Consider the following 26,552-nt stretch of genomic DNA (forward strand, 5'->3'; position numbering starts at 1 on the left):
GGCGATGGAAAACGGCGCGCTGGACGACATCGAGGTCACCGTCACGTTTCTGGAAATGCATGTGCCGCCGGCCTATTCGCCGCCCTTGCCCTACAACAGGCAGATTGCGCTGCTCAGGACCAAGGACATTCCGCTGCATTTCTACCGTTATCTGATGGATCGGGTCGGGCGCAAATGGCATTGGGTTAATGTGCTGAGGCTGGACGATGACGAGCTTGCCGCCGGCATCCACCGCGAGGACCGCGACATCAGGGTGCTTTATCTCGACGGCGCGCCGGCCGGGTTCTTCGACCTCAAGCCGCATTTGCCAGAGGAAGTCGAACTCGCTTATTTCGGCATGATGGAACATGCGACCGGGCAAGGCATCGGCCGTTGGTTCCTCGGTGCGGCGATCGCCGCAGCATGGTCGTATGGACCGAAACGGGTAACGGTGCAGACTTGCACGCTCGACCATCCGGCTGCCTTGCCGCTCTACCAGAAGCTCGGTTTTGCACCGGTGGCGCAAAAGAAGGAGACCGTGCATCCGCTGCCGTTCGCCGAGCGTTCGGCCAGCGTCATGCGGCCGTAACTTTCTCCGACTAAAGGCTGAACCGACCGTTCATGGCGAGCAATTCCTGCTCGTGCGGACCCAGGACGAGAAGTGGCGCAATCGCCGGGTGACGCTGCGCCGCTTCGACGATTTCATCCACTGATCATGCCAGGGTTCTGAGCAGTCCGGCTTGAAATGGCCGGCAGCCTTGGCAGGAATCGGGTGGGAAGCAGCTATGTGACGGCATATTTTCCGGTCAACGACACCGGAGATTCAGCCATGACCGTTCACTTCAAAGCCTTGCCGACTGAAGATGTGAGAGCGCTGCAGCGCGGCGGGGCGGACGCCTATGGCCAAACGCCTGAGCGGAAGGTTTCCGATGGCGACGGCGTGCCGTGCCGGCATTGCCTGAGAAACGTCGCCGAAGGCGATGGCTATCTGATCCTGGCCTACCGGCCGTTTCCGGCGTTGCAGCCTTACGCCGAGACAGGGCCGATCTTCCTGCATGCGCAGGAATGCGAACGCGCAGCCGAGACGGAAGCGCTTCCAGAGATGCTTGAGAGCAGCGACTATATCGTGCGCGGCTATGGTGCGGATGACCGCATCGTCTATGGCAGCGGCGGCGTCATTCCGGCTGGCGGCATTGCGGCGCGGGCAGAGACGCTGTTTGAGCGCGCTGACATCGCCTATGTCCACGTCCGCTCGGCGCGCAACAATTGTTATCAGTGCCGCATCGAGCGTTTCTGACAAAAAGATGCCCGCCGGTGGTCAGGCGGGCAGTTGGGAACCGTGTGACGGCTCGATCCGTCAAGTTGGCAGCTCTGTCTGCGCATGCTTTTCGAATGGCGGATGTGAAGCACTTCACACAGCATCGCGATTGTCGCCGGCATGGCGACTCACGCCGATGCCGGTTGGGACTTGTCGTACTCCCGTCGCATTCTCGCGCTAAAAACCAGCGTCGATGGATTGCCGACCGCGGATGAACCGGCGGGGATCTCGACGACCGAGGAAGCGGGGCTTTGGCTCCGCTTTTTTGTTGTCCGCCAGCCTGTTCACTTCCGACGTCAGGAATTTTGCGCAAAGAAAAAGCCCGCCGGAATTGACCGACGGGCTTCGACCGTTGCCGGAGCGGCTTTTTAGTTGAATTTATACTTCGCGCCGAGGCGAACGGTCTGGAAGGAAGGCTCGTCGGTGAGGAAGCCGCCCGACCCGAAATCCTCTTTCTCATACTGCGAATAGCGGTATTCGAGACCAAGCGTCATGTTGCTGGAAACGGCCGTTTCCAGGCCGCCGCCGACCGAGAAGCCGCTCGAGCCCCAGTCGATGATGTCGCCAACGGGCGAGGAGGCATGCAGGTCGAAATGCTGCCAGCTGTAACCGCCGAGGACATAGGCCAGCGTCGATTCGTTGACCTTGGCGCCGATGCGGGCCAGGGCATCGAAGCCATAGTCGGCATCGCCTTTGATCGACCCACCCGGAATGTCCAGCTTCGAGCGTATGCCGGAATAGCGGGCGTCGACCAGAACGCCGGCGACCCAGCCGCCGAAATCATGGTCGTAACCGATGCTCGCCTCGCCGAACACGCCTTCGCCGCCGATGCCATCCAATTCGAGGGCGCTGGCGAGCGTCAGGTCATGCACCACGGTGCCGGCACCAAGCGCGCCGCCGACATAGAAGCCGGTCCAGTTGTAGGTCGGGGCAGCAAACGAGGCACCGCCGCCATTCTGGGCGCCGAAGCGGTAGTTGGCCGCGATGTGGAAGGTGTGGCTGGACGGCTCGACATCCAGAGAGGTTCCCGGGCCGCCGATAATGCCGAGGTCAGCCACCGAGTCGTCGCCATAGTTGGCGTAGCGGTACTCGGTCTTAATCGTCCAGTTGCCGCGCAGCACGGTTTCCATGCCGACGCCGAGAACATAGCCGCCACGATCCTCGGTAAACTCAAGCCCGTCCAAACCTCCGGACCCTTCCAGCTTGAAATGATTCCAGGTGTAGCCGCCGAGCACATAGCCGAGCGTATCGGGGTTCAAGAGATAGCCGGCGCGCAAGCCGACGTCGAAGCCATAAGCGTTCGTCAGGTCGATATCAGCGCCCGGAAGGCTGATCGACGGACCGATATTCCCGATGTTGGCGTCGATGAAGCCGCCGAGCAGGAAGCGTTCAGAGACCATGTAGTCGTAGCCGGCGGTGATTTCGCCAAACACGCCGTTGCCGCCGATGCCGTTGAAGTCGATCACCGGGTCGACGCTGATGCGGTGCACGGTGGCGCCGAAGCCGCCGCCGATGCCGACATAGGCGCCGCTCCAGTTGAAGCCGGCAGGTTCTTCCACCGGCTGCACAACATCGGCGGCATGCGCTACCGATATCAAAGCCATTGCCGAAACGGCGCCGAGAAGAACGGATTTAGCAGAAATGAACATTTTAGCCCCTTAGCATAGAACAAACCCGTCCGTGTTCTAACAGGCTGCTCGCTAATATTGGAATGACAAAAATGCCACATCGATAGGCAAAAGTGCTGTCGTGAGGGCTGCGCCTTGCCCTGGAGCGGGCGTTTTGCGGTCTTGGTAGCCAAGAAAAACCCGCCGGCACAACCGGCGGGTGAGGGAGGCAAAAATGCCAGGTCTGGTCAGGCCGCCAGAACCACTTTCGGTTCGACCAGCTCATAGCCGAGTGCTTCGGCGACGGCGCGATTGGTGATCTTGCCCCTGTGGACATTGAGGCCGTTGCGCAAATGGTGGTCGTCGACCAGCGCCTTCAGGCCCTTGTCGGCCAGCTGCAGGCCATAATGCAGCGTCGCGTTGTTGAGCGCGTGCGCCGAGGTCACCGGCACGGCGCCCGGCATGTTGGCGACGCAGTAATGGATCACGCCGTCGACCTCATAGGTCGGCTCGGCATGGGTGGTGGCGTGCGAAGTCTCGAAGCAGCCGCCCTGGTCGATAGCGACGTCGACCAGCACCGAGCCTTTCTTCATGCCCGACAGCATTTCGCGGGTCACCAGCTTGGGTGCAGCAGCACCCGGGATGAGCACGGCGCCGACGACGATGTCGGCCGAGAAGCATTCTTCCTCAAGCGCCTCGACTGTGGAGTAGCGGGTGTGGACGCGGCCGGTAAAGAGGTCGTCCAGCTGGCGCAGGCGCGGGATCGAGCGGTCGATGATGGTGACGTCGGCGCCGAGGCCGACCGCCATGCGGGCGGCATGCAGGCCGACGACGCCGCCGCCGAGCACCGTGACCTTGCCGGGCAGTACGCCGGGCACGCCGCCGAGCAGCACGCCGCGGCCACCATTGGCCTTCTGCAGCGCGGTCGCGCCGGCCTGGATCGACAGGCGGCCGGCAACTTCCGACATCGGCGCCAAGAGCGGCAGGCCGCCGCGGTCGTCGGTTACGGTCTCATAGGCGATTGCGGTGACGCCGGACGCGAGCAGGCCCTTGGTCTGCTCCGGATCCGGGGCCAGGTGAAGATAGGTGTAGAGGATCTGGCCGTCGCGCAGCTGCGCCCATTCGTTGGGCTGCGGCTCCTTGACCTTGACGATCATGTCGGACTTGGCGAACACGTCGGCGGCGCTCTTGGCAATAGTGGCGCCGGCGGCGCGATACGCATTGTCATCGGCGCCGATACCGGCGCCGGCGCCGCTTTCGACCAGCACTTCATGGCCATGCGCGACATATTCGCGGACGGAGCCCGGCGTCAAGCCGACGCGGTATTCGTGGTTCTTGATTTCCTTGGGGCAGCCGACGCGCATAGTCTTCTCCTGATCCGGCCCTTCGGGCTCGTTCCCTGTATCACCCGAGTGAACCACGAATCGTTGCGCAGGTGTTTGCGAATGCGCTTGCGCGGGGTCACGCGTTTCGATAATCGTTGCGCGAAATCAAGGAAATTTCGCAGGAATCACGAGAAATGCCGCTCGACAGGATCGATATCGCCATTCTCGAGGCACTGCAGAAGGATGGCCGCATACCCAATGCGGCGCTCGCCGAAAGGGTCGGCCTATCGCAGTCGGCCTGTTCGCGCCGGCTCGACAATCTGGAGAAATCCGGCACCATCCGCGGCTATCACGCCCGGCTTTCGAACGCAGCGCTCGGCCACCAGATGACGGCGATCGTGCACATATCGCTGTCGGGACAATTCGAAAAGACGCTGTCGGATTTCGAGGCGGCGATCAAGCGCTGCCCCAATGTGCTGTCCTGCCACCTGATGTCGGGCGAATATGACTATATCCTGCGCATCGCCGCCAAGGACCTAGTCGACTATGAGCGCATCCACAAGGAATGGCTGTCGGCGATGCCGCACGTGACCAAGATCAATTCGTCGTTTGCCCTGCGCGAGATCGTCGATCGCACGGCCATGGGCATGAAGCCGGAACTGGCTTAACGCCAAAGGCATATACGGATGTTCTTTCCGATATAGCACGCGCCTTCGCGGCGAAGTTCTTCCCAACGTTCATCCCCGTGAGTTTCGGGAATGTCCGAGTTCGCATAGCCTGCCCAGATATCACCGTCCTTGTAGACAACCGCCCAGTAATCTTTGGACATTTCGCCAGCGCCACTATGCGGATCAGGATAGTCGATCCCTGCAAAAACTTGCTTGCGTCCCTGGATGTTAAAATCGCCGCCCGTCTCGATTTGATAGGAGCATCTTCCGGATATGCGGGTCTGACCGTCAACAACAAGCAGGCAGCGGCCCCATTTATAACCGCTCGGCAAACGATGCTGTGGTTGCGCATGCGAGGGCGAAAGGGAGAACGCAATTGCAAGGGCAGCCGCTATGGTTCGTCCGATCATCTTGTCATCCGTTGTCGAAACGGTTCTCCGCAGCGTGTTCCTTTTTGAAGATTATTTATCGACCAAGTCGGATTTTTGTCAGGTGACACTGCGCTGCAATACGGCGGAGGCCTCGGTGACGAGCCGGTCCATCGGGATGTCGTGTGGCTGCGGGTAGATGGTGGCTATGCGCTGCAGTTCGTAGCCGACGCCGATGACTAATGGCTTGAACGGCATGGCAGCCAGCGTGCGGTCGAAGAAGCCACCGCCATAGCCCAGGCGGTAGTTTCGCGGGTCGATGCCGACGATCGGCGAGATGACGATGTCGGGCAGCACCGGCTCGCCTTCGGCCGGGATCGGGATGTTCCAGATGCCTTTTTCCAGCCGGTCGCCGGGTACATAAGCGCGGAAGATCAGCGGCTGGCCTTTCTCGATCACGATGGGCAGCGCCGTGCGGCCGCCGCGTTCGTTGATCGACGCCATCCACGGCCGCAGGTCCGGCTCGCCGCGAAACGGCCAATAGAGGCTGACCATGCGGCCGGCAATGTCGCCGATTGCCGCGTCGAGCCCTTCGGCGATAGCCCGCGACATCGCCACCCGCGCATCGGCGGAAACCGCCAACCGTGCCGCGATCAGACGCTCGCGCTCGGCCTTGCGCCAACGGCGCACATCGGTCCAGTCGGTCAATGGCGCGCGAAATTCCGGATCGAGTTCGTGCATGAAGCAAGGCGGCGAAGAATATTGCGCCCGCCCTTTGCCATCTTTGTCATCGTCGTTGGCCATGCTTCACTCCCGTGGTTCCAGCCCTGCAAGGCTATACCCGTCCATGCTTGCCGACATAGGCATTCGCGACATCCGGCAACGAGTCCTGGGCAGCCTTAAGCGGCAATCTAGCTCGCCGCGACATTGTTGCGGTGCACAAAAATCACTAGATAAAGGGAGACAAATAGGGGTGAATGCGATGAGTGAAACCAGCCATCATGTCGTTGTCGTCGGCGCAGGGTTCGGCGGTCTCGAACTCACCCGGGCGCTGGCCGGCGCACCCGTGCGCATCACCATGATCGACAAGCGCAACCATCACCTTTTCCAGCCGCTGCTCTACCAGGTGGCGACCACCTCGCTGGCGACCTCGGAAGTCGCCTGGCCGATCCGTCATCTGCTGCGCAAGCGCGAGGACGTGACGACCCTGCTCGGCAACGTCACCGGCGTCGACCGTCCAGGCAAACGCGTGCTGCTTGAGGACGGCAGTTCTGTTCCCTACGACACGCTGGTGCTCGCCACCGGCGCGCGTCATGCTTATTTCGGCCACGACGAATGGGAGCCTTTCGCGCCCGGGCTGAAGACGCTTGAAGACGCAACCACCATTCGCCGGCGCATCCTGCTCGCCTTCGAGCAGGCCGAGCGCGAGACCGATCCGGCCAAGCGCCAGGCACTGCTGACACTGGTCATCGTCGGCGGCGGCCCGACCGGCGTGGAGCTTGCCGGCACCATTGTCGAACTCGCGCATGAAACGCTGCGCGGCGAATTCCGCAACATCGACACGCGTGAGGCGCGTGTGGTGCTGGTGGAGGCCGGAGACAGGATCCTAGCCAATTTCGCGCCAAAGCTGTCCGACTATGCGCGCAAGGCGCTGGAGCGGCGGGGCGTCACGGTCGAGCTTGGCCGCGCCGTCACGCGCCTCGATGCCGAAGGCGTCGTCTTTGGCGAGACGCATCTGCCGGCGCGAACCATCCTGTGGGCCGCCGGCGTAGCGGCTTCGCCCGCGGGAGAGTGGCTGGGCGCGCCGGTGGACCGGGCGGGCAGGGTAATGGTCGAGCCCGATCTGACCGTGCCGAACAGTCCGGAGATCTTCGTCGTCGGCGACACAGCGCATGTCTTGCGGCTGGACGGCAAGCCGGTGCCAGGCGTGGCGCCCTCCGCCAAGCAGGAGGGCAAGCATGTTGCCGCGACGATCAGGGCGCGGCTGGCCGGCGATAGCGCGCCGCGCCCTTTCCGCTACAAACATGCCGGCGACCTGGCGACGATCGGCAAGTGGGCAGCCGCGATCGATTTCGGCTCGATCAAGCTCACGGGATGGCTTGCCTGGTGGCTGTGGGGCGTGGCGCATATCTACTTCCTGATCGGTTTTCGCAACCGGCTCTCGGTGTCGCTTAGCTGGCTATGGATCTATTTCACCGGCCAGCGCAGCGCGCGGCTGATCACCCAGGGCGATGATAACAAGGGCTGAGGTTCTCAACCGCGGCCAAGGATATTCATCCAGCCGTCACCTTTTGCTGATCGACTGACTTCCCGATGGACATGGCCGGTTTTCGGCGCGAAGCTTCCGCCCGGGGCTGGGATCTTGTCACGTCGCTGGGAAGGAAAACCAATGCCGCATCTCAACTACCCCGTCTCCCGCCGTAGTTTGCTTGCCGGTGCGGCCGCCAGCGGGGCGCTGATCATGCTGCATCCGTTTTCCGCCCGCGCGCAGGCCAATCAAGCGCATCTGAGGATCATGGAGACCACCGACATCCATGTGAATGTGCTGCCTTACGACTACTACGCAGACAAAGCCAACGACACGATGGGCCTGTCGCGGACGGCCTCACTGATCGCGGCGGTGCGCAAGGAAGCCACCAATGCGATGCTGATCGACAATGGCGATCTTTTGCAGGGCAATCCGATGGGCGATTACATCGCCTATGAGAAGGCCCTCAAGGAAGGCGATCTGCATCCGATCATGAAGGGCATGAACCTGCTGGGCTATGAATGCTCGACGCTCGGCAATCACGAGTTCAATTACGGCCTGTCGTTCCTCGACAAGGTGCTGGCCGGGGCCAATTTCCCGTTCGTCTGCGCCAATCTGATCCGCGGCACCGAGCTTGCCGCCAACCCGCGCGACGACAAGCTCTACCTCAAGCCCTATGTCATCCTCGACAAGAAGATCAAGGACGGGTCGGGCGCCGAGCAGCCGATCAAGATCGGCATCATCGGCTTCGTGCCGCCGCAGATCATGGTCTGGGACCTGAAGAACCTGGAAGGCAATGTCAGGACGCGCGACATCGTCGAGGCGGCCAGGGCATGGGTGCCGCAGATCAAGGAGGAGGGCGCCGACATCGTCATCGCGCTCTCGCATTCCGGCATCGATATCAAGCAGGGCGACGGCATGGAGAACGCCTCCTTCTTCGTCGCCGGCGTCGAAGGCATCGATGCGGTGTTCACCGGCCATCAGCATCTGGTCTTCCCCGGCAAGAAGGATTTTCAGGCGCTCGAAGGCGTCGACACCGAGAAAGGCACGCTGCAGGGCAAGCCCGCCGTGATGGGCGGTTTCTGGGGCTCGCATATGGGACTGATCGATCTGCTTCTGGAACGGGACGGATCGAAATGGCGCGTAGCCTCGGCCACATCCGAGGCAAGGCCGATCTACGAGCGCGTCGACAAGGCAAACAAGCCGACGGTGGCGGACGACCAGCGCGTCGTCGATGCGCTGAAGGCGGACCATGAGGCGACACTTGCCTATGTCCGCCGACCGGTCGGCAAGACCTCGGCGCCGCTCTATTCCTATTTCGCGCTGGTCGCCGACGATCCGTCGGTGCAGATCGTCAACCAGGCGCAGAGCTGGTACCTCATGGACATATTGAAGAGCACGCAGTGGAAGGATGTGCCGCTGCTGTCGGCGGCAGCACCCTTCAAGGCCGGCGGGCGCAACGGCGCCGACTACTATACCGACGTGCCGGTGGGCGACATCGCCATCAAGAACGTCGCCGACCTCTATCTCTATCCGAACACGGTGCGCGCCGTCGAAATCACCGGCGCGCAAGTGAAGGAATGGCTGGAAATGTCGGCCGGCATTTTCAGGAAGATCGAGCCGGGCAAGGCCGACCAGGCGCTCATCGACACCGAATTCCCGTCCTACAATTTCGATGTGATCGATGGCGTCAGCTACGGAATAGACCTGTCGCAGCTGCCGAAATACGATGCCAAGGGTGGCGTCGCCAATGCCGGCTCGAACCGCATCGTCGGCCTCAGCTTCGACGGCAAGCCGATTGATCCGGCAGCGAAATTCGTCGTCGCCACCAACAATTACCGCGCCGGCGGTGGCGGCAATTTCCCCGACATCAATGCCTCGAAGATCATCTACGAGGCGCCGGACACCAACCGCGACGTGATCGTGCGCTACGTCGTCAGCGAAGGCACGATCAACCCCTCGGCCGACGACAATTGGTCGTTCACGCCGCTGCCCGGCACCAGCGTCGTGTTCGAGACCGGCCCCAAAGCGAAGGATTTCATATCGGGAGTGAAATCGCTCAAGATCGAGCCGGCCGGCGAGGGCGAATCCGGGTTTGCGAAGTATCGCATCCTGCTTTGAGGCAACGTGCAGCTAACAGGGAAAACGAGCGGGCATACGCCCGCTCAATCACGCTTCGGATCAGGCTTTGTAGACCACTTGGCGCACGTCGATGTAGCTGGCTCTAAAGCCGGCTTCGCAATAGTGGAGATAAAATTCCCAAAGCTTCTTGAAGCGGTCGTCGAAGCCGAGCGGGACGATCTTTTCCCACGACGCCCAGAAGCGGTTGCGCCATTCGGCAAGCGTGCGGGCATAGTCGTCCGGAAAGACGCGCTCGCGCAGATGGGCAAGGCCATGGTCGCTGCCCAGCGTCTTCAGGATCGACGGCGTCGGCAGCATGCCGCCTGGAAAGACATAGCGCTGGATGAAATCCGGCCGCGCCCGATAGGTGTCGTAAGCGGCCTCGTTGATGGTGATGATCTGCAGGCCGGCGGTGCCGCCGGGCCTCAGGCATGCCTTCATCTTGCCGAAAAATACCGGCCAATATTTTTCGCCGACCGCCTCGAACATCTCGATCGAGGCGATGCGGTCGTAAGTGCCCGTTTCGTCTCGGTAATCCTGCAGCTTGATGTCGACCTTGTCAGACAGTCCCGCCTTCTGGATGCGCGCCTTGGCGAAATCGTGCTGTTCGCGGCTGATGGTCAGGCCGGTGACGCGGCAGCCGATCTCGCGCGCGACAAATTCGGCAAAACCGCCCCAGCCGCAGCCGATCTCGAGCACATGGTCCTTCTTGCCGATACCCGTATCCTTGGCCAGCGCGCGGTATTTGGCGGCCTGAGCGCTTTCCAGGTCGTTGGCGCCGGTCGCATAGAGCGCCGACGAATAGGTCATGCTGGGATCGAGCCATTGCTTGTAGAAGGCGTTGCCGAGATCGTAATGCGCCGAGATGTTGCGCTTCGAGCCTGTGCGGGTGTTTTCGTTGAACCAGTGGCGGATGCGCTGGACCGTGTTGATGAGCCAGCTGGCGCCGCCGGCAATGCGTTCGCCAACGGCCGAGTTGACAACGAACAATTCGAGGAAGCTGGTTACATCAGGGCTTTCCCAGTCGCCGTCCATGTAGGATTCGGCAACGCCGATGGTGCCGCCGGAAAAGGCACGGCCGGGCAGGCGCCAGTTCTTCAACACCAGTTCGGCATCCGGCCCGGGTCCATTGCCGCCGACAAGCACCGCCCGGCCATCCGGCATCCTCACCTTCAGCGAACCGCGCGGCAATTTCATCGCCGCCGACAGCACCATGCGCGCCTTGGCCGGCAGGCCCTTGACGATCTCGGCGAAATTGAGTTCGTCCAGCCTGATGGCGTCGCCGATGCCTTTGTATTCCCTGACAGCCATCTCACACCCCCCTGGACTTCCGCGGGGCGGCGCAAGATCTGCCGGCCCCCACATCCTCCACTTTTCATTCGCCAGGCGCGAATGCCGCTGCCTGCGTGAATTTTCGCCACAATCTTCCATGGCATTGGCCGAAACTTCAAGAGGCAAGCTTCGCGCGGCGCTGGCCCAGCTTGCCGGCCTGAGGCCAGAATCCGCGGGAGAGCGCGGCCCTCGGTGAAATCGCTATGGTTACGAACAGCCACATACGTTAGTTTCAGCCATGCGTTATGTCATCGTCATCGTCGCCATCGCCTTTTTCCTGATCTGGGACGGCCTCTATAATCAGGGCCGCTATCTCGACACGACGGTCAGGGAGATGTCGCGCGTCGTGCGCTACGTCACCGGCAAAGCCTAGCTTTTTGCGCCTCTGCAAAGTCGCTGCCGGCATTGCCGGGCGCGACATCGTGGCGGTTGACGCGACGGTCCCGCTCACACAAAACATGCCGCAAATCGAACGTGGAGGCAGGCGTGATCCGGCATATCGTTTTCTTCAGCGCGCGGCGCAAGGACGATGTCGAGGCCGTGCGCACGGGCTTGCTCGCGCTGGGCAAGATCCCGCATTCAAGCCTCTTCGAGGTGACGCTCAACACCAAGGTCGATCCGCTGTCGGATGCGATCGACGTGGTCGTCTATGCCGAGTTCGAGGATGATGCCGCGCTTGCCGCCTACAAGGCGCACCCGCTCTATGCCGAGACGACCAGCCGGGTCAAACCATTGCGCGAATTGCGCTATTCGGCCGATGTCGTGGCGATGGCCTGATCGGGCTGGCAAGAGGCCTTGAACCGATTTCCGGAATGATGCACACCGCGCCGGCATGACCAGCACGATCCATCCGCTTGACCATCTTGTGTTGCCGACGGCGAGCCTCGCCGTGGCGCGGGCGCGGCTGACATCGCTTGGCTTCATCGTCGCACCAACCGGCATCCACCCTTTCGGCACCGAAAATTGCTGCGTCTTCCTTGCCGACGGCACCTATCTCGAACCGCTGGCGGTCGGGAATGAACAGGCTGCAGACGAGGCATTTGCCGGTGGCAATGTCTTTGTCGCGCGCGACCGGCTCTATCGCGCCAGGCTGGGCGATGAGGGCTTTTCCGCCGTGGTGCTGGCCACCGACGATGCCGATGCGGACCATGCGCGCTTTATCAAAGCCGGCCTGTCGGCGGGAGACGTACTGAGCTTTTCCCGCGCCTTCACCGACACGGCCGGAAAGAGCGACATGGCCTCGTTCAAACTGGCTTTCGCCGCCGGCGCCGAGACGATGGACGCCTTTCTGTTCGCTTGCGAGCGGATCAACGCCCCTCAAATCGACCGTACGGCACTGCAGGCCCATGCCAACGGCGTGACCGGCATTGCCGAAATCGTCGCGGTCAGCGACGCGCCTTCCACGCAGATCAGCCTGATCTCGACAGTGGTTGGCCCGGAGCAGCAGAGCAGCGCGGTCTTCGACCTGCCGAATGCGCGTCTGACCGTTCTGGATCCTGCGGCTTTCACCGCGCGCTTCGACATTCCGGCCGGTGCGCCGACAAGAGTTCGCTTCGCCGCGATTGTCTTTTCAGTCCGCAGTGTCGGCGCTGTCGCGAGGCTGCTTGCAGACAACGCCGTCGGGCACGATATAGCGGGCAACGAAATCGTCGTGCAGCCGGCATCCGGACAGGGCGCGGCTTTCATCTTCCGGGAGACCCCATGAGCAAGCCGCAAGGGCCCAATTCGCTGGCGCCGAATTCGTCGGTAACCGTCGGCAACGTCGTCTTCGACAACAGCGGGCCCTTGGCGTTGATCGCCGGCCCGTGCCAGTTCGAATCGCGCCAGCACGCTTTCGACATGGCCGGCGCGCTGAAGGAACTGAGCGGCAAGCTCGGCATCGGCCTCGTCTACAAGACCAGCTACGACAAGGCCAACCGCACCTCGCTGTCGGCAACGCGCGGCGCCGGCATGGACGCGGCGCTTCCGGTGTTCGACGAGTTGCGCAAGGAATTTTCGGTTCCCATTCTGACCGATGTCCACACCGAGGAGCAGTGCGCGATCGTCGCACACCATGTCGATGTGCTGCAGATTCCGGCGTTCCTGTCGCGCCAGACCGACATGCTGGTCGCCGCCGCCAAGACCGGCAAGGTGATCAACGTCAAGAAGGGGCAATTCCTGGCGCCTTGGGATATGAAGAACGTGGTGGCCAAGATCACCGGTTCGGGCAACCTCAATGTGCTGACCACCGAGCGCGGCGCGTCTTTCGGCTACAACACGCTGGTGTCGGACATGCGGGCTTTGCCTGTGATGGCCGAGATCGGCGCGCCGGTGATTTTCGACGCCACCCATTCGGTGCAGCAGCCAGGCGGGCAGGGCGGTTCCTCCGGTGGAGAGCGCCGCTTTGTCGAGACGCTGGCGCGGGCTGCCGTTGCCGTCGGCGTCGCCGGCGTGTTCATAGAGACCCACCAGGATCCCGACAATTCGACCTCCTCCGACGGGCCCAACATGCTGCCGCTGAAGGACATGCCGGCGCTGCTCGAAAGACTGATGGCGTTCGACCGCATCGCCAAGAATGCTGCTGACCTGAACCGAGGCTGATGGTTTCGGCTATGGCGCGCGCGCTGCCCTGCTTGTGGAAGGCATAAGCCGGCTGTAGGCTCGCTGCTGCAAATGAGCGTCTTGGCAGGAGGAAGCCATGTCCGTCGCCCGCGTCACCGAAATCACGTCGTCGTCGAAAAAGAGCTTTCAGGACGCCATCGAGAAGGGGATTGAGCGCGCCTCAAAGACCCTGAAGAACGTCGAAGGCGCCTGGATCCAGGACCAGAAGATCGTCGTCGAGGACGGCAGGATCGCGGCCTATCGCGTCAACATGAAGGTGACGTTCATCCTCGCGGAGTAACCGCCCGCCGCTCGAAAAAACGGGAACTTTCGCCCGCGCCCCTCATTGTCAAAGTATCGATCAACGACATGAGGAGCAGCAGCCATGACCACCCAGACAGGCCACACCGAAGCCATCGCCGCTTCGCGCGTCATCGGCACGTCGGTCTACAACACCGAAGGCACGAGCATCGGCAGCATCGAGGACATCATGCTCGACAAGACGTCGAACGGCATCATGTTCGCGGTGATCGGGTTCGGTGGATTTCTCGGCATTGGCGAGAAGTATCACGCCATTCCGTGGGCGAGCCTCGACTATGACGAGGACAAGGGCGGCTATGTCGTGCCGTTCTCGAAGGAGCAGCTGAAGGCAGCACCCGCCTATTCGATCAATGAACTGGCCGGCGCCGATGGCGAGGCCGCACGTGATGCTTCCTATGATTACTACAAGGTCACGCCGTATTGGCATTGATCAGCTGCGCTGACGCCTGACGTGAAAAGGCCCCCGAAATTCCGAAACGGGGGCCTTTTCAGTGCAATCCGACAGTTTCTAAATTATTCTGCTGCGTAAAGCGTGGACAGCTGCGTCGCCGCCTTTGGCGGCTGCTGCGTATCGCACGACGTCAGGAACGCCGCCGCGATCAGGAACAAACTCACGATACCGCTCAACTCGGACATGGCGAAACTCCTCCTGTTTCGCCCCGCGCATCACCATCCTAGTCGACACAGAGATTGTTATCTCTGAATTATGATGACGTGGTGTTGTCGAACGTGATCCGAGGCATGCTCAGCCGAGGAGTCCGGCATTCTTGACCGCCTTGAAAACCTTCTCATGCCAGGCGATCCGATCCGCTTCGCCATTGGCCGGCGTGGTCGAATTGGCGTTGCCGACGTTGATCGCGCGCGAGATCTTTTTAATCAGGCCGGCATCGGCAAAGGCATTGCAGCCTGACCCTTTCCATTCGGCGCAAGCTGCGAGCAGCGAAATCTGTGGATCCTCGATCAGTTCAGGATGATTGGCGAGTTCAACCTTGGCGAGCTTGCCCTTGGCCGTGTACGCGTCGCGCCCGGTGGTCTGGAACGTACCGCCGCCGCGGAAATTGAAGCCGTCCAACGTTCCTTTCACATTGCCCATCCGCCCGCCATAGGCCCAGTCGCCCAGGGCTTGCGGCTTGCGCAGCAGGTTGTCCTCGATCCACTGATCGGTCTTGCCCGCGGCTCGCGACCTCCATGCTTTCCGGATTGCCGCCACGGTCGTGTAGGTCAGGGATTCGCGAATGAGGGTGAAGCCACCGGTTTCCATCGCCGCTTGAGCGAAGAAATGCATCAGCCGATCATAATTGTTGCACACGCCATGATCGCCAAGTGTCTTGAGGCCCTTGTCGGAGGTAAAGGCGCCGATGTAACCGTCATAGATTGTTCGCTTGGAACCGCTTGCCGGTCTCGGCGCGAATTTCTGGAAGACCGCTGCCGGCAAACCCTTGTTCGGATCGCCCGCAACCGCTTCGAGCACGCTCTCGACACTCTCGGTCGACAGCACCGGTTCGCCTTCGACGACCACCGAAGCATTGGGAATTCGCTTGCCGTTGCTTTTCGGGAAGCCACCGCCGGCAAAGGTTTTCAGATCGTCAATGAGGGCGATTACGCGTGTCCGGCTCTCCGTGAAATCCATGTCGGAAAGCGGACCACTCACCTTCTTCGTCGGGTTGATGCATCCGACGCTGGACAGGAAATTGACGCCCGGATGGATCAGGATTTCGGTGCGCTTGTTGGTCTTCAGCAGTTCGAGTCCAGGTTTGGGTGGCGTCTTGGCGCCAGTGTAGCCTATGGTCACATATTTGCCTCCGGCCTGTGTCGCCAGTGGATAGGTGCCGGGCTCGATGCGCCTGCCATTGTCTTCTTTGGAATTGTCGCCAGGGCCGCGAGATTCACACACGAACCCCGATAGACCCGTTACTGCCGTGCCGTTGTGGAAGACTTTATAGGTACCAACCGTCCTGCGTCTGGTGCCCCTCATATGCTCGACTCTGCGGCTAATAAGAAGTTCCCAGCCAGTGCCTGAAATCGCTGCCATTGCCGCCTCCCCAAAGAGTTCAAGTTTGTTGATTTCACTGTGGTCGCCAAATAGTTCGCGTTGTAGATGTGACGCTAACATCTTCGAATTCTCTGCATTGTGAAGTTTGTCACGTTGGCGGTAGCCTCTTTTGAAGCATCTGCTGGAGTTTGCGTGCCGCCTGGTATTTTGTGATAAGGGATTGCCGCGATCAAAGGGGAGGGGCACCCGCCCCATGCGGCGCCAGACATATGACGTCAGGGCGGGCTGTTTGCGTTCAGATGGCGTCGCCCATGCCCCACGGCCTGAGCGCATGGGGCGATCGTCACTATTATTTCATGCCATTCCTGATTGCCTTTTGCGGCACTTTGGCTAAGAGGGGCGCGACGCTTTCAATCGATCAATCGGGGACATCGCAATGACCGCCATCATCGACATTGTCGGGCGTGAAATCCTGGACAGCCGTGGAAATCCGACCGTCGAGGTCGACGTCGTTCTCGAAGACGGCTCGATGGGCCGCGCCGCCGTGCCGTCGGGCGCGTCGACCGGCGCGCATGAGGCCGTCGAACTGCGCGACGGTGGCGCCCGCTATCTCGGCAAGGGCGTGCTCAAGGCGGTCGAGGCCGTCAATGGCGAGCTGTTCGAGGCGATCGGCGGCATGGAAGCCGAAAACCAGATCCACATCGACCAGACCATGATCGAGCTCGACGGCACGCCCAACAAGAGCCGGCTCGGCGCCAACGCCATTCTCGGCGTTTCGCTGGCGGTCGCCAAGGCAGCAGCGGAAGCCGCCGGCCTGCCACTCTACCGCTATGTCGGCGGGACCAAGGCGCATTTGCTGCCGGTGCCCATGATGAACATCATCAACGGCGGCGCGCATGCCGACAATCCGATCGATTTCCAGGAATTCATGATCCTGCCGGTCGGCGCGCCGACGCTGCGCGAAGGCGTGCGCTGGGGCTCCGAAATCTTCCACACGCTGCGCAAGAAGCTGAAGGATGCCGGCCACAACACCAATGTCGGCGACGAAGGCGGCTTCGCGCCCAATCTGAAGAGTGCGCCGGTGGCGCTCGATTTCATCATGGAATCGATCGAGAAGGCCGGCTTCAAGCCGGGCGAGGAGATCGCGCTCGGTCTCGACTGTGCGGCGACCGAATTCTTCAAGGACGGCAATTACGTCTATGAGGGCGAGAAGAAGACCCGCGATCCCAAGGCGCAGGCCAAGTACCTGGCCAAGCTCGCCGCCGACTATCCGATCATCTCGATCGAGGACGGCCTGGCCGAGGACGACTGGGAGGGTTGGAAGTACCTGACCGATTTGATCGGCAACAAGACGCAGCTGGTTGGCGACGACCTCTTCGTCACCAACACGGCGCGGCTGCGCGACGGCATCCGCATGGGTGTCGCCAATTCGATCCTGGTCAAGGTCAACCAGATCGGCTCGCTCACCGAAACGCTCGACGCTGTCGAGACCGCGCACAAGGCAGGCTACACAGCCGTCATGTCGCACCGTTCGGGCGAAACCGAGGATTCGACCATCGCCGACCTCGCCGTCGCCACCAATTGCGGGCAGATCAAGACCGGTTCGCTGTCGCGCTCGGATCGCATGGCCAAGTACAACCAGCTGATCCGCATCGAGGAAGAGCTCGGCAAGCAGGCGCGCTACGCTGGCAAGTCGGTGGTCAAAGCCTAAATTCTGCCGAACTGGCGAAAACGATGGAAGGGCGGGATTTTCCCGCCCTTTTTCGTTGCGGCCGCTGGCTAATGCACCTGTCCGTAACCGTCCATTAAGCACAATCGAGCGACAAATGGCGGTCAAAGGATTGCGACCATGTGGACACGCCAGCACAAGCAGAGAAACACCGGCCGGCTGATCATCCCGTCCCTTTGCGTGGCGTTCCTGGCCTATTTCGGCTTCCATGCCTATCATGGCGAGTTCGGCATCAATTCCAAATATCAGCTCGAAGCGCAGACCATCGAATTGCAGGCCAAGTACGATGCCATCAAGGCGCGCCGGGTCGATCTGGAGCGGCGTGTCCAGCTGATGCATGAGGGTACGCTTGAAAAGGATATGCTCGACGAGCAGGCACGCCGGGCGCTCAATCTGTCCCAGCCCGATGAAATCACCATCATGCTGCCGGCCAATTCGAAATAACCAAGTTTCAGTTAATCGCTGTTATCTCTAATGATTCTGGGCGTTTAGGCGCATGCCAGCCATGCATTTTTCTGCATGGCGAAACGCGGTCTCGCATGTTAGCTTCCCTCCAATCGGTGGGGAGGAGCTGATCCTCCCCGGAGCAGACATGGTCTGCTTTAGTGTCCGCAAAGAGACGCCAACAGGGAGTGATGCATGGCCACCGCCGCCAAAAAAGCGCCTGCCAAATCCGTTAAATCGACGTCCGCCAAATCAACGGGGCTTTCCGCCCCCAAGCCGGCTGACTTCACCAAGGACGAGGAGCTTGCCGCCTACCGGCACATGCTGCTTATCCGCCGCTTCGAGGAAAAGGCCGGCCAGCTCTACGGCATGGGCTTTATCGGCGGCTTCTGCCACCTCTATATCGGCCAGGAAGCGGTCGTCACCGGCATGAAGATGTCGCTGATCAACGGCGACCAGATGATCACCGCCTATCGCGACCATGGCCACATGCTGGCGATGGAACTTTCCCCGCGCGGCGTCATGGCAGAGCTGACCGGACGCCGTGGTGGCCTGTCGAGGGGCAAGGGCGGCTCCATGCACATGTTCTCCAAGGAGAAGCATTTTTACGGCGGCCACGGCATTGTCGGCGCGCAGGTCTCGCTCGGCACCGGTCTCGCCTTCGCCAACCGCTACCGCGACAACAACAATGTGTCGCTGACTTATTTCGGCGATGGCGCTGCCAACCAGGGTCAGGTCTATGAAAGCTTCAACATGGCCTCGCTGTGGAAGCTGCCGGTGATCTACATCATCGAGAACAACCGCTACGCCATGGGCACTTCGGTGTCGCGCTCGTCGGCCGAAACCAATTTTTCGCATCGCGGCGCCTCGTTCAAGATTCCCGGCATTCAGGTCGACGGCATGGATGTGCGTGCGGTCAAATCCGCCGGCGATCAGGCGACCGAATGGTGCCGTGCCGGCAACGGTCCGATCATCCTCGAGATGCAGACCTATCGCTATCGCGGTCACTCGATGTCGGATCCCGCAAAATACCGCTCCAAGGAAGAAGTGCAGAAGATGCGCTCGGATCATGATCCGATCGAGCAGGTCAAGGCGCGGCTGACGGCCAAGAAGTGGGCGACCGAGGACGAACTCAAGAACATCGACAAGGAAGTCCGCGACATCGTCGCCGACGCCGCCGAATTTGCCCAGCACGACGCAGAGCCGGATCCGTCCGAGCTCTGGACCGACATCGTATTGTAACGGGAGGGCAAGGACATGCCGATCGAAATTCTCATGCCCGCTCTCTCGCCGACCATGGAAGAGGGCAATCTTTCCAAATGGTTGAAGAACGAGGGCGACAAGGTCGTCGCCGGCGATGTCATCGCCGAGATCGAAACCGACAAGGCGACGATGGAAGTCGAAGCCGTCGATGAAGGCACGATCGGCAAGATCGTGGTTCCCGCCGGCACCGAAGGCGTCAAGGTCAACGCGGTGATCGCCGTGTTGCTGCAGGACGGTGAAAGTGCAGGCGATGTCGAAAAGAGCGGCAAGCCTGCCTCCACCCAGGATGCCGTTTCCGCTGGCGGTCAGCGGACCGATGCAGCCGAGGAAGGTACAAAAGCGGCTCCCCAGGATGCCGGCGAGGCTCCGAAGGCAGTTCCCGCCGCTCCGGCGGCCAAACCTGCCGCCGATCCGGATATTCCCGCCGGCACCGAGATGGTCTCGACCACGGTGCGCGAAGCGCTCCGCGATGCCATGGCTGAAGAAATGCGCCGCGACGGCGATGTCTTCGTCATGGGCGAGGAGGTCGCGGAATACCAGGGCGCCTACAAGATCACGCAAGGGCTGCTGCAGGAATTCGGGCCGCGCCGCGTCGTCGACACGCCGATCACCGAGCACGGCTTTGCCGGCGTCGGCGTCGGTGCGGCGATGGCCGGCCTGAAGCCGATCGTCGAGTTCATGACCTTCAACTTCGCCATGCAGGCGATCGACCAGATCATCAACTCCGCGGCCAAGACGCTCTATATGTCGGGCGGCCAGATGGGCGCACCGATCGTGTTCCGCGGACCGAACGGTGCGGCCGCCCGCGTCGGCGCCCAGCATTCGCAGTGCTATGCCGCCTGGTACAGCCATATTCCCGGCCTGAAGGTGGTGATGCCGTACACGGCTGCCGACGCCAAGGGCCTGCTCAAGGCGGCGATCCGCGATCCGAACCCGGTCATCTTCCTTGAAAACGAAATCCTCTACGGCCAGTCCTTCGACGTGCCGAAGCTCGATGATTTCGTGCTGCCGATCGGCAAGGCGCGCATTCACAAGCAGGGCAAGGACGTCACCATCGTCTCGTTCGGCATCGGCATGACCTATGCCATCAAGGCGGAAGCCGAACTGCGCGGCATGGGCATCGATGCCGAGATCATCGATCTCCGGACCATCCGCCCGCTCGACCTCGACACCGTCATTGCCTCCGTGAAAAAGACCAACCGCCTGATCGTGGTGGAAGAAGGTTTCCCGCAGAACTCGGTCGGCGACCACATCGCCAACCAGGTTTCGCAGCGCGCCTTCGATTTCCTCGACGCGCCGGTCATCACCATCGCCGGCATGGACGTGCCGATGCCTTATGCAGCGAACCTCGAAAAGCTGGCTTTGCCCAATGTCGGCGAGGTCATAGAGGCGGTCAAAGCCGTCACGTATCGCTGACGGTCTTTCTTGCGGGGGAGGCAGAAATGGCGACGATGGCAGATGTGAGGAGAATAGCTTGGTCTCTATTTTGGCGGAGCTTCCTGTCTAGTATCGCTTGTGGATTTGTTGCTGGCGCGATTGTTGGGTTCGTCATTGGGTTCATTGGCGGTTTTTTTGGACTTCGCCATGAGGCAATTCAGGTACTGAGCTCTGTTGGGGGAGCATGCCTTGGGCTTGTAGCATCATTCCTTTGTTTGAATTTCTTCTTGGCCCGATCGATTGGCAAGGAATTCAAAGGCAAACGTCTAGAACTTGCCGTGGTTAGCCCGGCTGGCTTGCAGGGAGAGTAACTATGCCAATCAACATCACCATGCCGGCACTCTCGCCCACGATGGAAGAGGGCAATCTTTCCAAGTGGCTGGTCAAGGAGGGCGACAAGGTTTCGCCGGGCGACGTGATCGCCGAGATCGAGACCGACAAGGCGACGATGGAAGTCGAGGCCGTCGATGAGGGCACGGTCGCCAAGCTGGTCGTTCCGGCCGGCACCGAAGGCGTCAAGGTCAATGCGCTGATCGCCATTCTCGCCGGCGAAGGCGAGGATGCAGGGGCGGCGGCAAAGGGTGGTGGCGATGCCGCGCCCGCGAAAGCCGATGCCAAGCAGGATAAGGCGTCAATCTCCCCACCCGTGGGGGAGATGTCGACGAAGTCGACAGAGGGGGGCGCTGTCCCGCCGACCTCTCAGTCTGTCGCGCCCCCCTCTGGCCTGCCGGCGATCTCCCCCACAAGGGGGGAGATCAGCCAATCGTCAGGCGAGCGCACTTTCGCCTCGCCGCTGGCGCGGCGCATAGCCAAGGACGCCGGCGTCGATGTGTCCGCTGTGAGTGGCACCGGCCCGCATGGCCGTGTCGTCAAGGCCGATGTCGAGGCGGCGATTGCCGGCGGTGGCGCCAAGGCTGCACCGGCCGCGAAAGCCGCACCTGCCGGCGCTCCGGCACCTGCGGCTCCGGCTGCGGCACCCAAGGCGATGTCGGACGAACAGGTGCTGAAGCTGTTTGCCGAAGGGTCCTATGAGCTCGTCCCGCACGACAATATGCGCAAGACCATTGCGCGCCGCCTGGTCGAGGCCAAGACAACCATCCCGCATTTCTACCTGACGCTCGACTGCGAGCTCGATGCGCTGCTGGCGCTGCGCACACAGATCAATGCGGCTGCTCCGACGAAGAAGACCGACAAGGGCGAGGCTCCCGTCTACAAACTTTCGGTCAACGACATGGTGATCAAGGCGATGGCGATGGCGCTGATGGCGGTGCCGGATGCCAATGCATCGTGGACCGAAAGCGCCATGGTCAAGCACAAGCACGCCGATGTCGGCGTTGCCGTGTCAATCCCCGGCGGCCTGATCACGCCGATCATCCGCCACGCCGACGAAAAGACGCTGTCCACTATCTCCAACGAGATGAAGGATCTGGCGAGCCGTGCCCGCAGCCGCAAGCTGAAGCCTGAGGAATATCAAGGCGGCACGACGGCTGTCTCCAATCTCGGCATGTTCGGCATCAAGGACTTTGCCGCCGTCATCAACCCGCCGCATGCGACGATCCTGGCGGTGGGTGCGGGCGAGCAGCGGCCGGTGGTCAAGAATGGCGAGATCAAAATCGCCAATATCATGTCGGTGACGCTGTCGACCGATCACCGCGCCGTCGACGGTGCGCTTGGCGCCGAACTTCTGGTCGCCTTCAAGCGCATGATCGAAAACCCGATGGGCATGCTGGTCTAGGAAGGAAAGGCTGTGCGGAAATTCGTCACCAGCCTTTTCGCCCTGATCCTTTCCGGCCTGGCCGGCGGGCTGGTGGCGCTGTGGCTGGCAATCGCCACCAATGCGAACTCGGAATTCATCCTTGTCTTCATGGCCTCGGCGCTGGTCTCTATCGTTGCGACGGTGGCGTTTTTCATCGCGCAATTGGTGCCAAACCTACAAAGGGCGATCAATCTGACGGGGCTTGTTGGGGTTGCGTTGTTCGTGCTGGCCGGGATCGGGCTGATTGCCTGGACCTTCTCTCAGCCGCCGGGCAAAGCCCAGTGGTCGGGCGATCTCCCTGTTGTCGCCGGTCTGATTTTGCCAAGCATCGCCACGGTTATCGTGCAGTGGCTGTTCGTGGGATGGCGCGTGCGGCGCGGGCTTAGGGCGGAGGCGGGTGCGGGTGCATGAAGACGATCCTCTGCTACGGCGATTCCCTGACCTGGGGCTATGACGCGGCGAGCCTCGGGCGTCATGCGCTGGAAGATCGCTGGCCGAGCGTGCTCAAGGCGGCGTTGGGCGACGATGATATCGAAGTCATTGCCGAAGGTCTGAACGGCCGCACCACGGCTTTCGACGATCACCTGGCTGGTGCCGACCGCAATGGCGCCAAGGTGCTGCCGACGATCCTGACCAGCCATGCGCCGCTCGACCTGATCATCATCATGCTCGGCGCCAACGACATGAAGCCCTGGATCCACGGCAATCCGGTCGCGGCCAAGCAGGGGGTGCAGCGGCTGATCGACATCGTGCGCGGCCACGATTATCCGTTCGACTGGGCCGCGCCGCAAATCCTGATCGTCGCGCCACCAGCGGTCAGCCGCACCGACAATGCCGAATTCAAGGAAATGTTTGCCGGCGGCGACGAGGCCTCGAAGCGGCTGGCGCCGCAATATTCCGCGCTCGCCGACGAGGCCGGCTGCGGCTTTTTCGATGCCGGCACGGTGGCCGAGACCACACCGATCGACGGGGTCCATCTCGATGCCGAAAACACGCGCAATATAGGTGACGCATTGGCGCCATTGGTGCGTGTGATGCTGGAACTCTAGAGAAAATCAGGGAGAAACCCCGTGGCTGAATCCTACGACGTCATAATCATCGGCTCAGGCCCCGGCGGCTATGTCACGGCGGTGCGCTCCGCCCAGCTCGGCTTCAAGACGGCGATCGTCGAGCGCGAGCATCTCGGCGGCATCTGCCTCAACTGGGGCTGCATCCCGACCAAGGCGCTGCTGCGCTCGGCCGAGATCATGCACTATTCCGATCATCTGAAGGACTACGGCCTGAAGCTCGAAGGCGGCAAGGTCAGCGCCGACACGGCCGCTGTCGTCGACCGCTCGCGCAAAGTGTCGTTGAGGCTCAATGGCGGCGTCGCCTTCCTGATGAAGAAGAACAAGGTCGACGTTATCTGGGGCGAGGCCAAGCTCTCCAAGCCGGGTGAAATCGTCGTCTCCAAGACGGCCAAGAAACCGATGGAGCCGCAGCCGCCGGTGCCCAAGGGCGTCAAGGGCGAGGGCACCTATACCGCCAAGCACATTATTCTCGCCACCGGCGCCCGGCCGCGCGCGCTGCCCGGCATCGAGCCGGACGGCAAGCTGATCTGGACCTATTTCGAGGCGATGGTGCCGAAGGAGATGCCGAAGTCGCTGCTGGTCATGGGTTCGGGCGCCATCGGCATCGAGTTCGCCTCCTTCTACCGCACCATGGGCGCCGAGGTGACGGTGGTCGAGCTGTTGCCGGCGGTGATGCCGGTCGAGGATGCCGAGGTCTCGAAATTCGCGCAGAAGCAGTTCGAGAAGCAGGGCATGAAAATCATCCTCGAGGCCAAGGTGACCAAGGTCGAGAAGGGTGCCAACTCGATCACCGCCTATGTCGAGATGAAGGACGGCAAGGTCGAGAAGATCACCGCCGACCGCATGATCTCGGCCGTCGGCGTGCAGGGCAACATCGATAATCTCGGCCTCGAGACGGTCGGCGTGAAGACCGATCGCGGCTGCGTCGTCATTGACGGCTATGGCAAGACCAACGTTCCCGGCATCTACGCTATCGGCGATGTCGCCGGACCGCCGATGCTCGCCCACAAGGCCGAGCATGAAGGCGTGGTCTGCATCGAGAAGATCGCCAATTTCCCCGGCGTGCATGCGACAGACAAGCTGAAGATCCCGGGCTGCACCTATTGCAACCCGCAGGTCGCCTCGGTCGGGCTCACCGAAGCCAAGGCCAAGGCCGAAGGCAAGGACATCCGCGTCGGCCGTTTCCAGTTCGGCGCCAACGGCAAGGCGATCGCGCTTGGCGAGGACCAGGGCTTCATCAAGACCATCTTCGACAAGAAGACCGGCCAGCTGCTCGGCGCGCATATGGTCGGCGCCGAGGTGACGGAGCTGATCCAGGGCTTTGTCGTGGCGATGAACCTGGAGACCACCGAGGAAGAGCTGATGCACACCATCTTCCCGCATCCGACGCTGTCGGAGATGATGAAGGAAAGCGTGCTCGATGCCTATGGCCGTGCGCTCAACGCGTGATAAATTGGTGCCGCGAGACTCAGACGCATGCGCCGGAGGAACCTTACGGCAAGACAGTTCGTTTCCGGATGCATTTTCACCTGACACTGGAGGAGTTGGCATATGGACGTGAATGGCGTGGGCTGGATTGCGGCCATCATCATCGGCGGTTTGGCCGGGTGGCTGGCCGAGATGGTCATGAAGAGCAATACCGGCGTCTTGATGAACATCATTATGGGCATTGTCGGCGCGGTGGTGCTGAACGCAATTCTCAGGGCGCTCAACATCGAACCCTTCGGTGTCGGCTGGCTCGCCTATCTGATCACCGGCTTCATCGGCGCCTGCCTGCTGATCTTTGCCGGGCGGCTCATTCGCCGATAAAACGGCTCGCCGTTTTATCTCGTTCTTCTGACGCAATTCCGGACGGAAAACCGTGTCACACTTTTCCTGGAATTGCTCTGGATCCCCGCTATGCGAAAAAGGCTGTGGCGGCATGCGCCGCCGCAGCCTCTTTCTTTGCACCGAAAAGTCCTAGATGACGCCAGAAGGGCGAATGCCGACGGGCAGACGCCAACAAGTCAGGTTTGAGATGGTCACTGTTCTCGACACGATCGCCAACGCGCCGCGCCTGCGGCACCCCGAGAAGGCACACAAGCCTGATCAGGACGTGCTGCGCAAACCCGACTGGATCCGCGTCAAGGCGCCGATGTCGAAGGGCTATGCCGAAACTCGCGAGATCGTGAAGTCGCACAAGCTGGTCACGGTGTGCGAAGAGGCCGGCTGCCCCAATATCGGCGAGTGCTGGGAAAAGAAGCACGCCACCTTCATGATCATGGGCGAGATCTGCACGCGCGCCTGCGCCTTCTGCAATGTCGCCACCGGCATTCCGACCGCGCTCGATGCCGATGAGCCGGCGCGTGTCGCGCATGCCGTCAAGCAGATGGGGCTGACCCATGTCGTCATCACCTCGGTCGACCGCGACGATCTCGCCGATGGCGGCGCGCAGCATTTCGCCGAGGTTATCCGGGCGATCCGGGCAGCGACACCTCTGACCACGATCGAAATCCTGACGCCCGATTTCCTGCGCAAGGAAGGCGCGCTGGAGATCGTCGTGGCGGCCAAGCCCGATGTCTTCAACCACAATCTCGAAACCGTGCCGTCGAACTATCTGACGGTGCGGCCGGGTGCCCGCTATTTCCACTCGATCCGGCTGTTGCAGCGGGTCAAGGAGCTCGACCCGTCGATCTTCACGAAGTCCGGCATCATGGTCGGCCTCGGCGAAGAGCGGAACGAGATCCTGCAACTGATGGATGACCTGCGCTCGGCCAATGTCGACTTCATGACCATTGGCCAGTATCTGCAGCCGTCGAAGAAACACCACCCGGTGATCCGCTTCGTCACGCCGGAGGAGTTCAACTCCTTCGCGACGATCGGCAAGACCAAGGGTTTCCTGCTTGTGGCGTCGAGCCCGCTGACGCGCTCCTCGCATCATGCCGGTGACGATTTCGCCAGGCTGCGGGCGGCGCGTGAGGCGCAGCTCAAAAAAGCCAGTTAAATCCTGCTTC

29 protein-coding genes and 1 pseudogene are annotated in these 26,552 nt (G+C 61.6%); 23 read left to right on the plus strand and 7 right to left on the minus strand.

The features are described 5' to 3' along the window. The first annotated feature begins 4 nt into the window (after positions 1 to 4). From NLY43_RS00540 to NLY43_RS00550, 3 genes and pseudogenes are all read left to right on the plus strand, one after another. Complete coding sequence (locus NLY43_RS00540) at positions 5 to 568, plus strand: GNAT family N-acetyltransferase (RefSeq protein WP_023688432.1); 564 nt, start codon at positions 5 to 7, stop codon at positions 566 to 568. Positions 569 to 602: 34 nt separating this feature from the next. Next, positions 603 to 692 (plus strand): annotated as a pseudogene (locus NLY43_RS00545) (OmpA family protein); the annotation flags it as partial. 116 nt (positions 693 to 808) lie between these two features. Beyond that, positions 809 to 1,276, plus strand: coding sequence for a DUF1203 domain-containing protein (locus tag NLY43_RS00550; protein ID WP_023710545.1), 468 nt, complete (start codon positions 809 to 811; stop codon positions 1,274 to 1,276). Between the two features lie 389 nt (positions 1,277 to 1,665). Here NLY43_RS00550 and NLY43_RS00555 read toward each other — a convergent pair whose 3' ends face one another. Both NLY43_RS00555 and ald read right to left on the minus strand, forming a co-directional pair. After that, positions 1,666 to 2,946 (minus strand): outer membrane protein, encoded by a 1,281-nt coding sequence (locus NLY43_RS00555; RefSeq protein ID WP_031215728.1) that lies wholly within the window; start codon positions 2,944 to 2,946, stop codon positions 1,666 to 1,668. A 206-nt stretch (positions 2,947 to 3,152) separates the two neighbouring features. After that, positions 3,153 to 4,268, minus strand: coding sequence for an alanine dehydrogenase (ald, locus tag NLY43_RS00560; protein WP_023713244.1), 1,116 nt, complete (start codon positions 4,266 to 4,268; stop codon positions 3,153 to 3,155). Positions 4,269 to 4,423: 155 nt separating this feature from the next. Between ald and NLY43_RS00565 the strand changes: the two genes are divergently transcribed. Next, positions 4,424 to 4,897 carry an Lrp/AsnC family transcriptional regulator gene (locus NLY43_RS00565; RefSeq protein WP_023668897.1) on the plus strand — a complete coding sequence of 158 codons (474 nt, stop codon included), beginning with the start codon at positions 4,424 to 4,426 and terminating at the stop codon, positions 4,895 to 4,897. Here the strand turns inward: NLY43_RS00565 and NLY43_RS00570 are convergent. Both NLY43_RS00570 and NLY43_RS00575 read right to left on the minus strand, forming a co-directional pair. Continuing rightward, positions 4,894 to 5,307: a hypothetical protein gene (locus NLY43_RS00570; protein WP_031202102.1), complete on the minus strand. Its 414-nt coding sequence runs from the start codon at positions 5,305 to 5,307 to the stop codon at positions 4,894 to 4,896. The two genes, NLY43_RS00565 and NLY43_RS00570, sit on opposite strands and share 4 nt — an antisense overlap. A 78-nt stretch (positions 5,308 to 5,385) precedes the next feature. Beyond that, a complete protein-coding gene (locus NLY43_RS00575; RefSeq protein ID WP_023710543.1) occupies positions 5,386 to 6,069 on the minus strand; it encodes a 5-formyltetrahydrofolate cyclo-ligase in 684 nt (227 codons plus the stop codon). A 178-nt stretch (positions 6,070 to 6,247) separates the two neighbouring features. On the opposite strand from NLY43_RS00575, the gene NLY43_RS00580 reads away from it, so the two are divergent. Then, positions 6,248 to 7,513 carry an NAD(P)/FAD-dependent oxidoreductase gene (locus tag NLY43_RS00580; RefSeq protein WP_023710542.1) on the plus strand — a complete coding sequence of 422 codons (1,266 nt, stop codon included), beginning with the start codon at positions 6,248 to 6,250 and terminating at the stop codon, positions 7,511 to 7,513. Between the two features lie 141 nt (positions 7,514 to 7,654). Then, positions 7,655 to 9,634: a bifunctional 2',3'-cyclic-nucleotide 2'-phosphodiesterase/3'-nucleotidase gene (locus tag NLY43_RS00585; RefSeq protein ID WP_023710541.1), complete on the plus strand. Its 1,980-nt coding sequence runs from the start codon at positions 7,655 to 7,657 to the stop codon at positions 9,632 to 9,634. 60 nt (positions 9,635 to 9,694) lie between these two features. On the opposite strand, the gene NLY43_RS00590 is transcribed toward NLY43_RS00585, so the two are convergent. Further along, positions 9,695 to 10,945, minus strand: coding sequence for an SAM-dependent methyltransferase (locus NLY43_RS00590; RefSeq protein ID WP_023710540.1), 1,251 nt, complete (start codon positions 10,943 to 10,945; stop codon positions 9,695 to 9,697). Between the two features lie 259 nt (positions 10,946 to 11,204). Between NLY43_RS00590 and NLY43_RS00595 the strand changes: the two genes are divergently transcribed. The 6 genes from NLY43_RS00595 to NLY43_RS00620 all read left to right on the plus strand — a co-directional run bounded on the left by NLY43_RS00595 (position 11,205) and on the right by NLY43_RS00620 (position 14,297). After that, entirely contained in the window at positions 11,205 to 11,339 is a 135-nt protein-coding gene (locus NLY43_RS00595) for a hypothetical protein (protein ID WP_023688440.1), read from the plus strand. Positions 11,340 to 11,452: 113 nt separating this feature from the next. After that, positions 11,453 to 11,743, plus strand: a complete 291-nt coding sequence (locus tag NLY43_RS00600) for a Dabb family protein (protein ID WP_023682566.1) — start codon at positions 11,453 to 11,455, stop codon at positions 11,741 to 11,743. A gap of 55 nt (positions 11,744 to 11,798) precedes the next feature. Beyond that, on the plus strand, positions 11,799 to 12,671 hold the full coding sequence (locus NLY43_RS00605; protein WP_023710538.1) for a VOC family protein: 873 nt from the start codon (positions 11,799 to 11,801) through the stop codon (positions 12,669 to 12,671). Next, positions 12,668 to 13,546 carry a 3-deoxy-8-phosphooctulonate synthase gene (gene kdsA, locus NLY43_RS00610; protein WP_031199053.1) on the plus strand — a complete coding sequence of 293 codons (879 nt, stop codon included), beginning with the start codon at positions 12,668 to 12,670 and terminating at the stop codon, positions 13,544 to 13,546. The genes NLY43_RS00605 and kdsA overlap by 4 nt, the downstream gene beginning before the upstream one ends. Before the next feature lie 97 nt (positions 13,547 to 13,643). Further along, positions 13,644 to 13,847 carry a dodecin family protein gene (locus tag NLY43_RS00615; protein WP_023668908.1) on the plus strand — a complete coding sequence of 68 codons (204 nt, stop codon included), beginning with the start codon at positions 13,644 to 13,646 and terminating at the stop codon, positions 13,845 to 13,847. An 84-nt stretch (positions 13,848 to 13,931) separates the two neighbouring features. After that, positions 13,932 to 14,297 carry a PRC-barrel domain-containing protein gene (locus NLY43_RS00620; RefSeq protein WP_023668909.1) on the plus strand — a complete coding sequence of 122 codons (366 nt, stop codon included), beginning with the start codon at positions 13,932 to 13,934 and terminating at the stop codon, positions 14,295 to 14,297. An 83-nt stretch (positions 14,298 to 14,380) separates the two neighbouring features. Here NLY43_RS00620 and NLY43_RS00625 read toward each other — a convergent pair whose 3' ends face one another. Together NLY43_RS00625 and NLY43_RS00630 are read right to left on the minus strand one after the other, a co-directional pair. After that, positions 14,381 to 14,503, minus strand: coding sequence for a hypothetical protein (locus NLY43_RS00625; protein ID WP_023688444.1), 123 nt, complete (start codon positions 14,501 to 14,503; stop codon positions 14,381 to 14,383). Positions 14,504 to 14,612: 109 nt separating this feature from the next. Then, positions 14,613 to 16,193 (minus strand): glycoside hydrolase family 19 protein, encoded by a 1,581-nt coding sequence (locus NLY43_RS00630; protein WP_198025446.1) that lies wholly within the window; start codon positions 16,191 to 16,193, stop codon positions 14,613 to 14,615. Between the two features lie 103 nt (positions 16,194 to 16,296). Between NLY43_RS00630 and eno the strand changes: the two genes are divergently transcribed. From eno to lipA, 11 genes are all read left to right on the plus strand, one after another. Further along, positions 16,297 to 17,571 (plus strand): phosphopyruvate hydratase, encoded by a 1,275-nt coding sequence (eno, locus tag NLY43_RS00635; RefSeq protein WP_023682561.1) that lies wholly within the window; start codon positions 16,297 to 16,299, stop codon positions 17,569 to 17,571. Positions 17,572 to 17,709: 138 nt separating this feature from the next. Next, positions 17,710 to 18,033, plus strand: coding sequence for an FtsB family cell division protein (locus NLY43_RS00640; RefSeq protein WP_023688447.1), 324 nt, complete (start codon positions 17,710 to 17,712; stop codon positions 18,031 to 18,033). 195 nt (positions 18,034 to 18,228) lie between these two features. Next, positions 18,229 to 19,275, plus strand: a complete 1,047-nt coding sequence (pdhA, locus tag NLY43_RS00645; RefSeq protein ID WP_023682559.1) for a pyruvate dehydrogenase (acetyl-transferring) E1 component subunit alpha — start codon at positions 18,229 to 18,231, stop codon at positions 19,273 to 19,275. Positions 19,276 to 19,290: 15 nt separating this feature from the next. Then, positions 19,291 to 20,712, plus strand: coding sequence for a pyruvate dehydrogenase complex E1 component subunit beta (locus tag NLY43_RS00650; protein WP_023710536.1), 1,422 nt, complete (start codon positions 19,291 to 19,293; stop codon positions 20,710 to 20,712). Positions 20,713 to 20,738: 26 nt separating this feature from the next. After that, positions 20,739 to 21,044, plus strand: coding sequence for a hypothetical protein (locus NLY43_RS00655; protein WP_023714177.1), 306 nt, complete (start codon positions 20,739 to 20,741; stop codon positions 21,042 to 21,044). A 2-nt stretch (positions 21,045 to 21,046) separates the two neighbouring features. Then, positions 21,047 to 22,468, plus strand: coding sequence for a pyruvate dehydrogenase complex dihydrolipoamide acetyltransferase (locus NLY43_RS00660; RefSeq protein ID WP_023710535.1), 1,422 nt, complete (start codon positions 21,047 to 21,049; stop codon positions 22,466 to 22,468). A gap of 12 nt (positions 22,469 to 22,480) precedes the next feature. After that, positions 22,481 to 22,900 carry a hypothetical protein gene (locus NLY43_RS00665; protein ID WP_023710534.1) on the plus strand — a complete coding sequence of 140 codons (420 nt, stop codon included), beginning with the start codon at positions 22,481 to 22,483 and terminating at the stop codon, positions 22,898 to 22,900. Then, the gene (locus NLY43_RS00670) at positions 22,897 to 23,538 is read left to right on the plus strand and encodes an SGNH/GDSL hydrolase family protein (RefSeq protein ID WP_023682555.1); all 642 of its coding nucleotides are present in this window, start codon (positions 22,897 to 22,899) and stop codon (positions 23,536 to 23,538) included. Before NLY43_RS00665 ends, NLY43_RS00670 begins: the two co-directional genes overlap by 4 nt. 21 nt (positions 23,539 to 23,559) lie before the next feature. Continuing rightward, on the plus strand, positions 23,560 to 25,008 hold the full coding sequence (gene lpdA, locus NLY43_RS00675; RefSeq protein ID WP_023710533.1) for a dihydrolipoyl dehydrogenase: 1,449 nt from the start codon (positions 23,560 to 23,562) through the stop codon (positions 25,006 to 25,008). 102 nt (positions 25,009 to 25,110) lie between these two features. Continuing rightward, positions 25,111 to 25,368: a GlsB/YeaQ/YmgE family stress response membrane protein gene (locus tag NLY43_RS00680; protein WP_023668920.1), complete on the plus strand. Its 258-nt coding sequence runs from the start codon at positions 25,111 to 25,113 to the stop codon at positions 25,366 to 25,368. A gap of 208 nt (positions 25,369 to 25,576) precedes the next feature. Beyond that, complete coding sequence (gene lipA, locus NLY43_RS00685; RefSeq protein ID WP_023688453.1) at positions 25,577 to 26,542, plus strand: lipoyl synthase; 966 nt, start codon at positions 25,577 to 25,579, stop codon at positions 26,540 to 26,542. Positions 26,543 to 26,552: the final 10 nt, after the last annotated feature.

It is taken from the genome of Mesorhizobium sp. C416B (assembly GCF_030323165.1).
GTDB lineage: Bacteria > Pseudomonadota > Alphaproteobacteria > Rhizobiales > Rhizobiaceae > Mesorhizobium.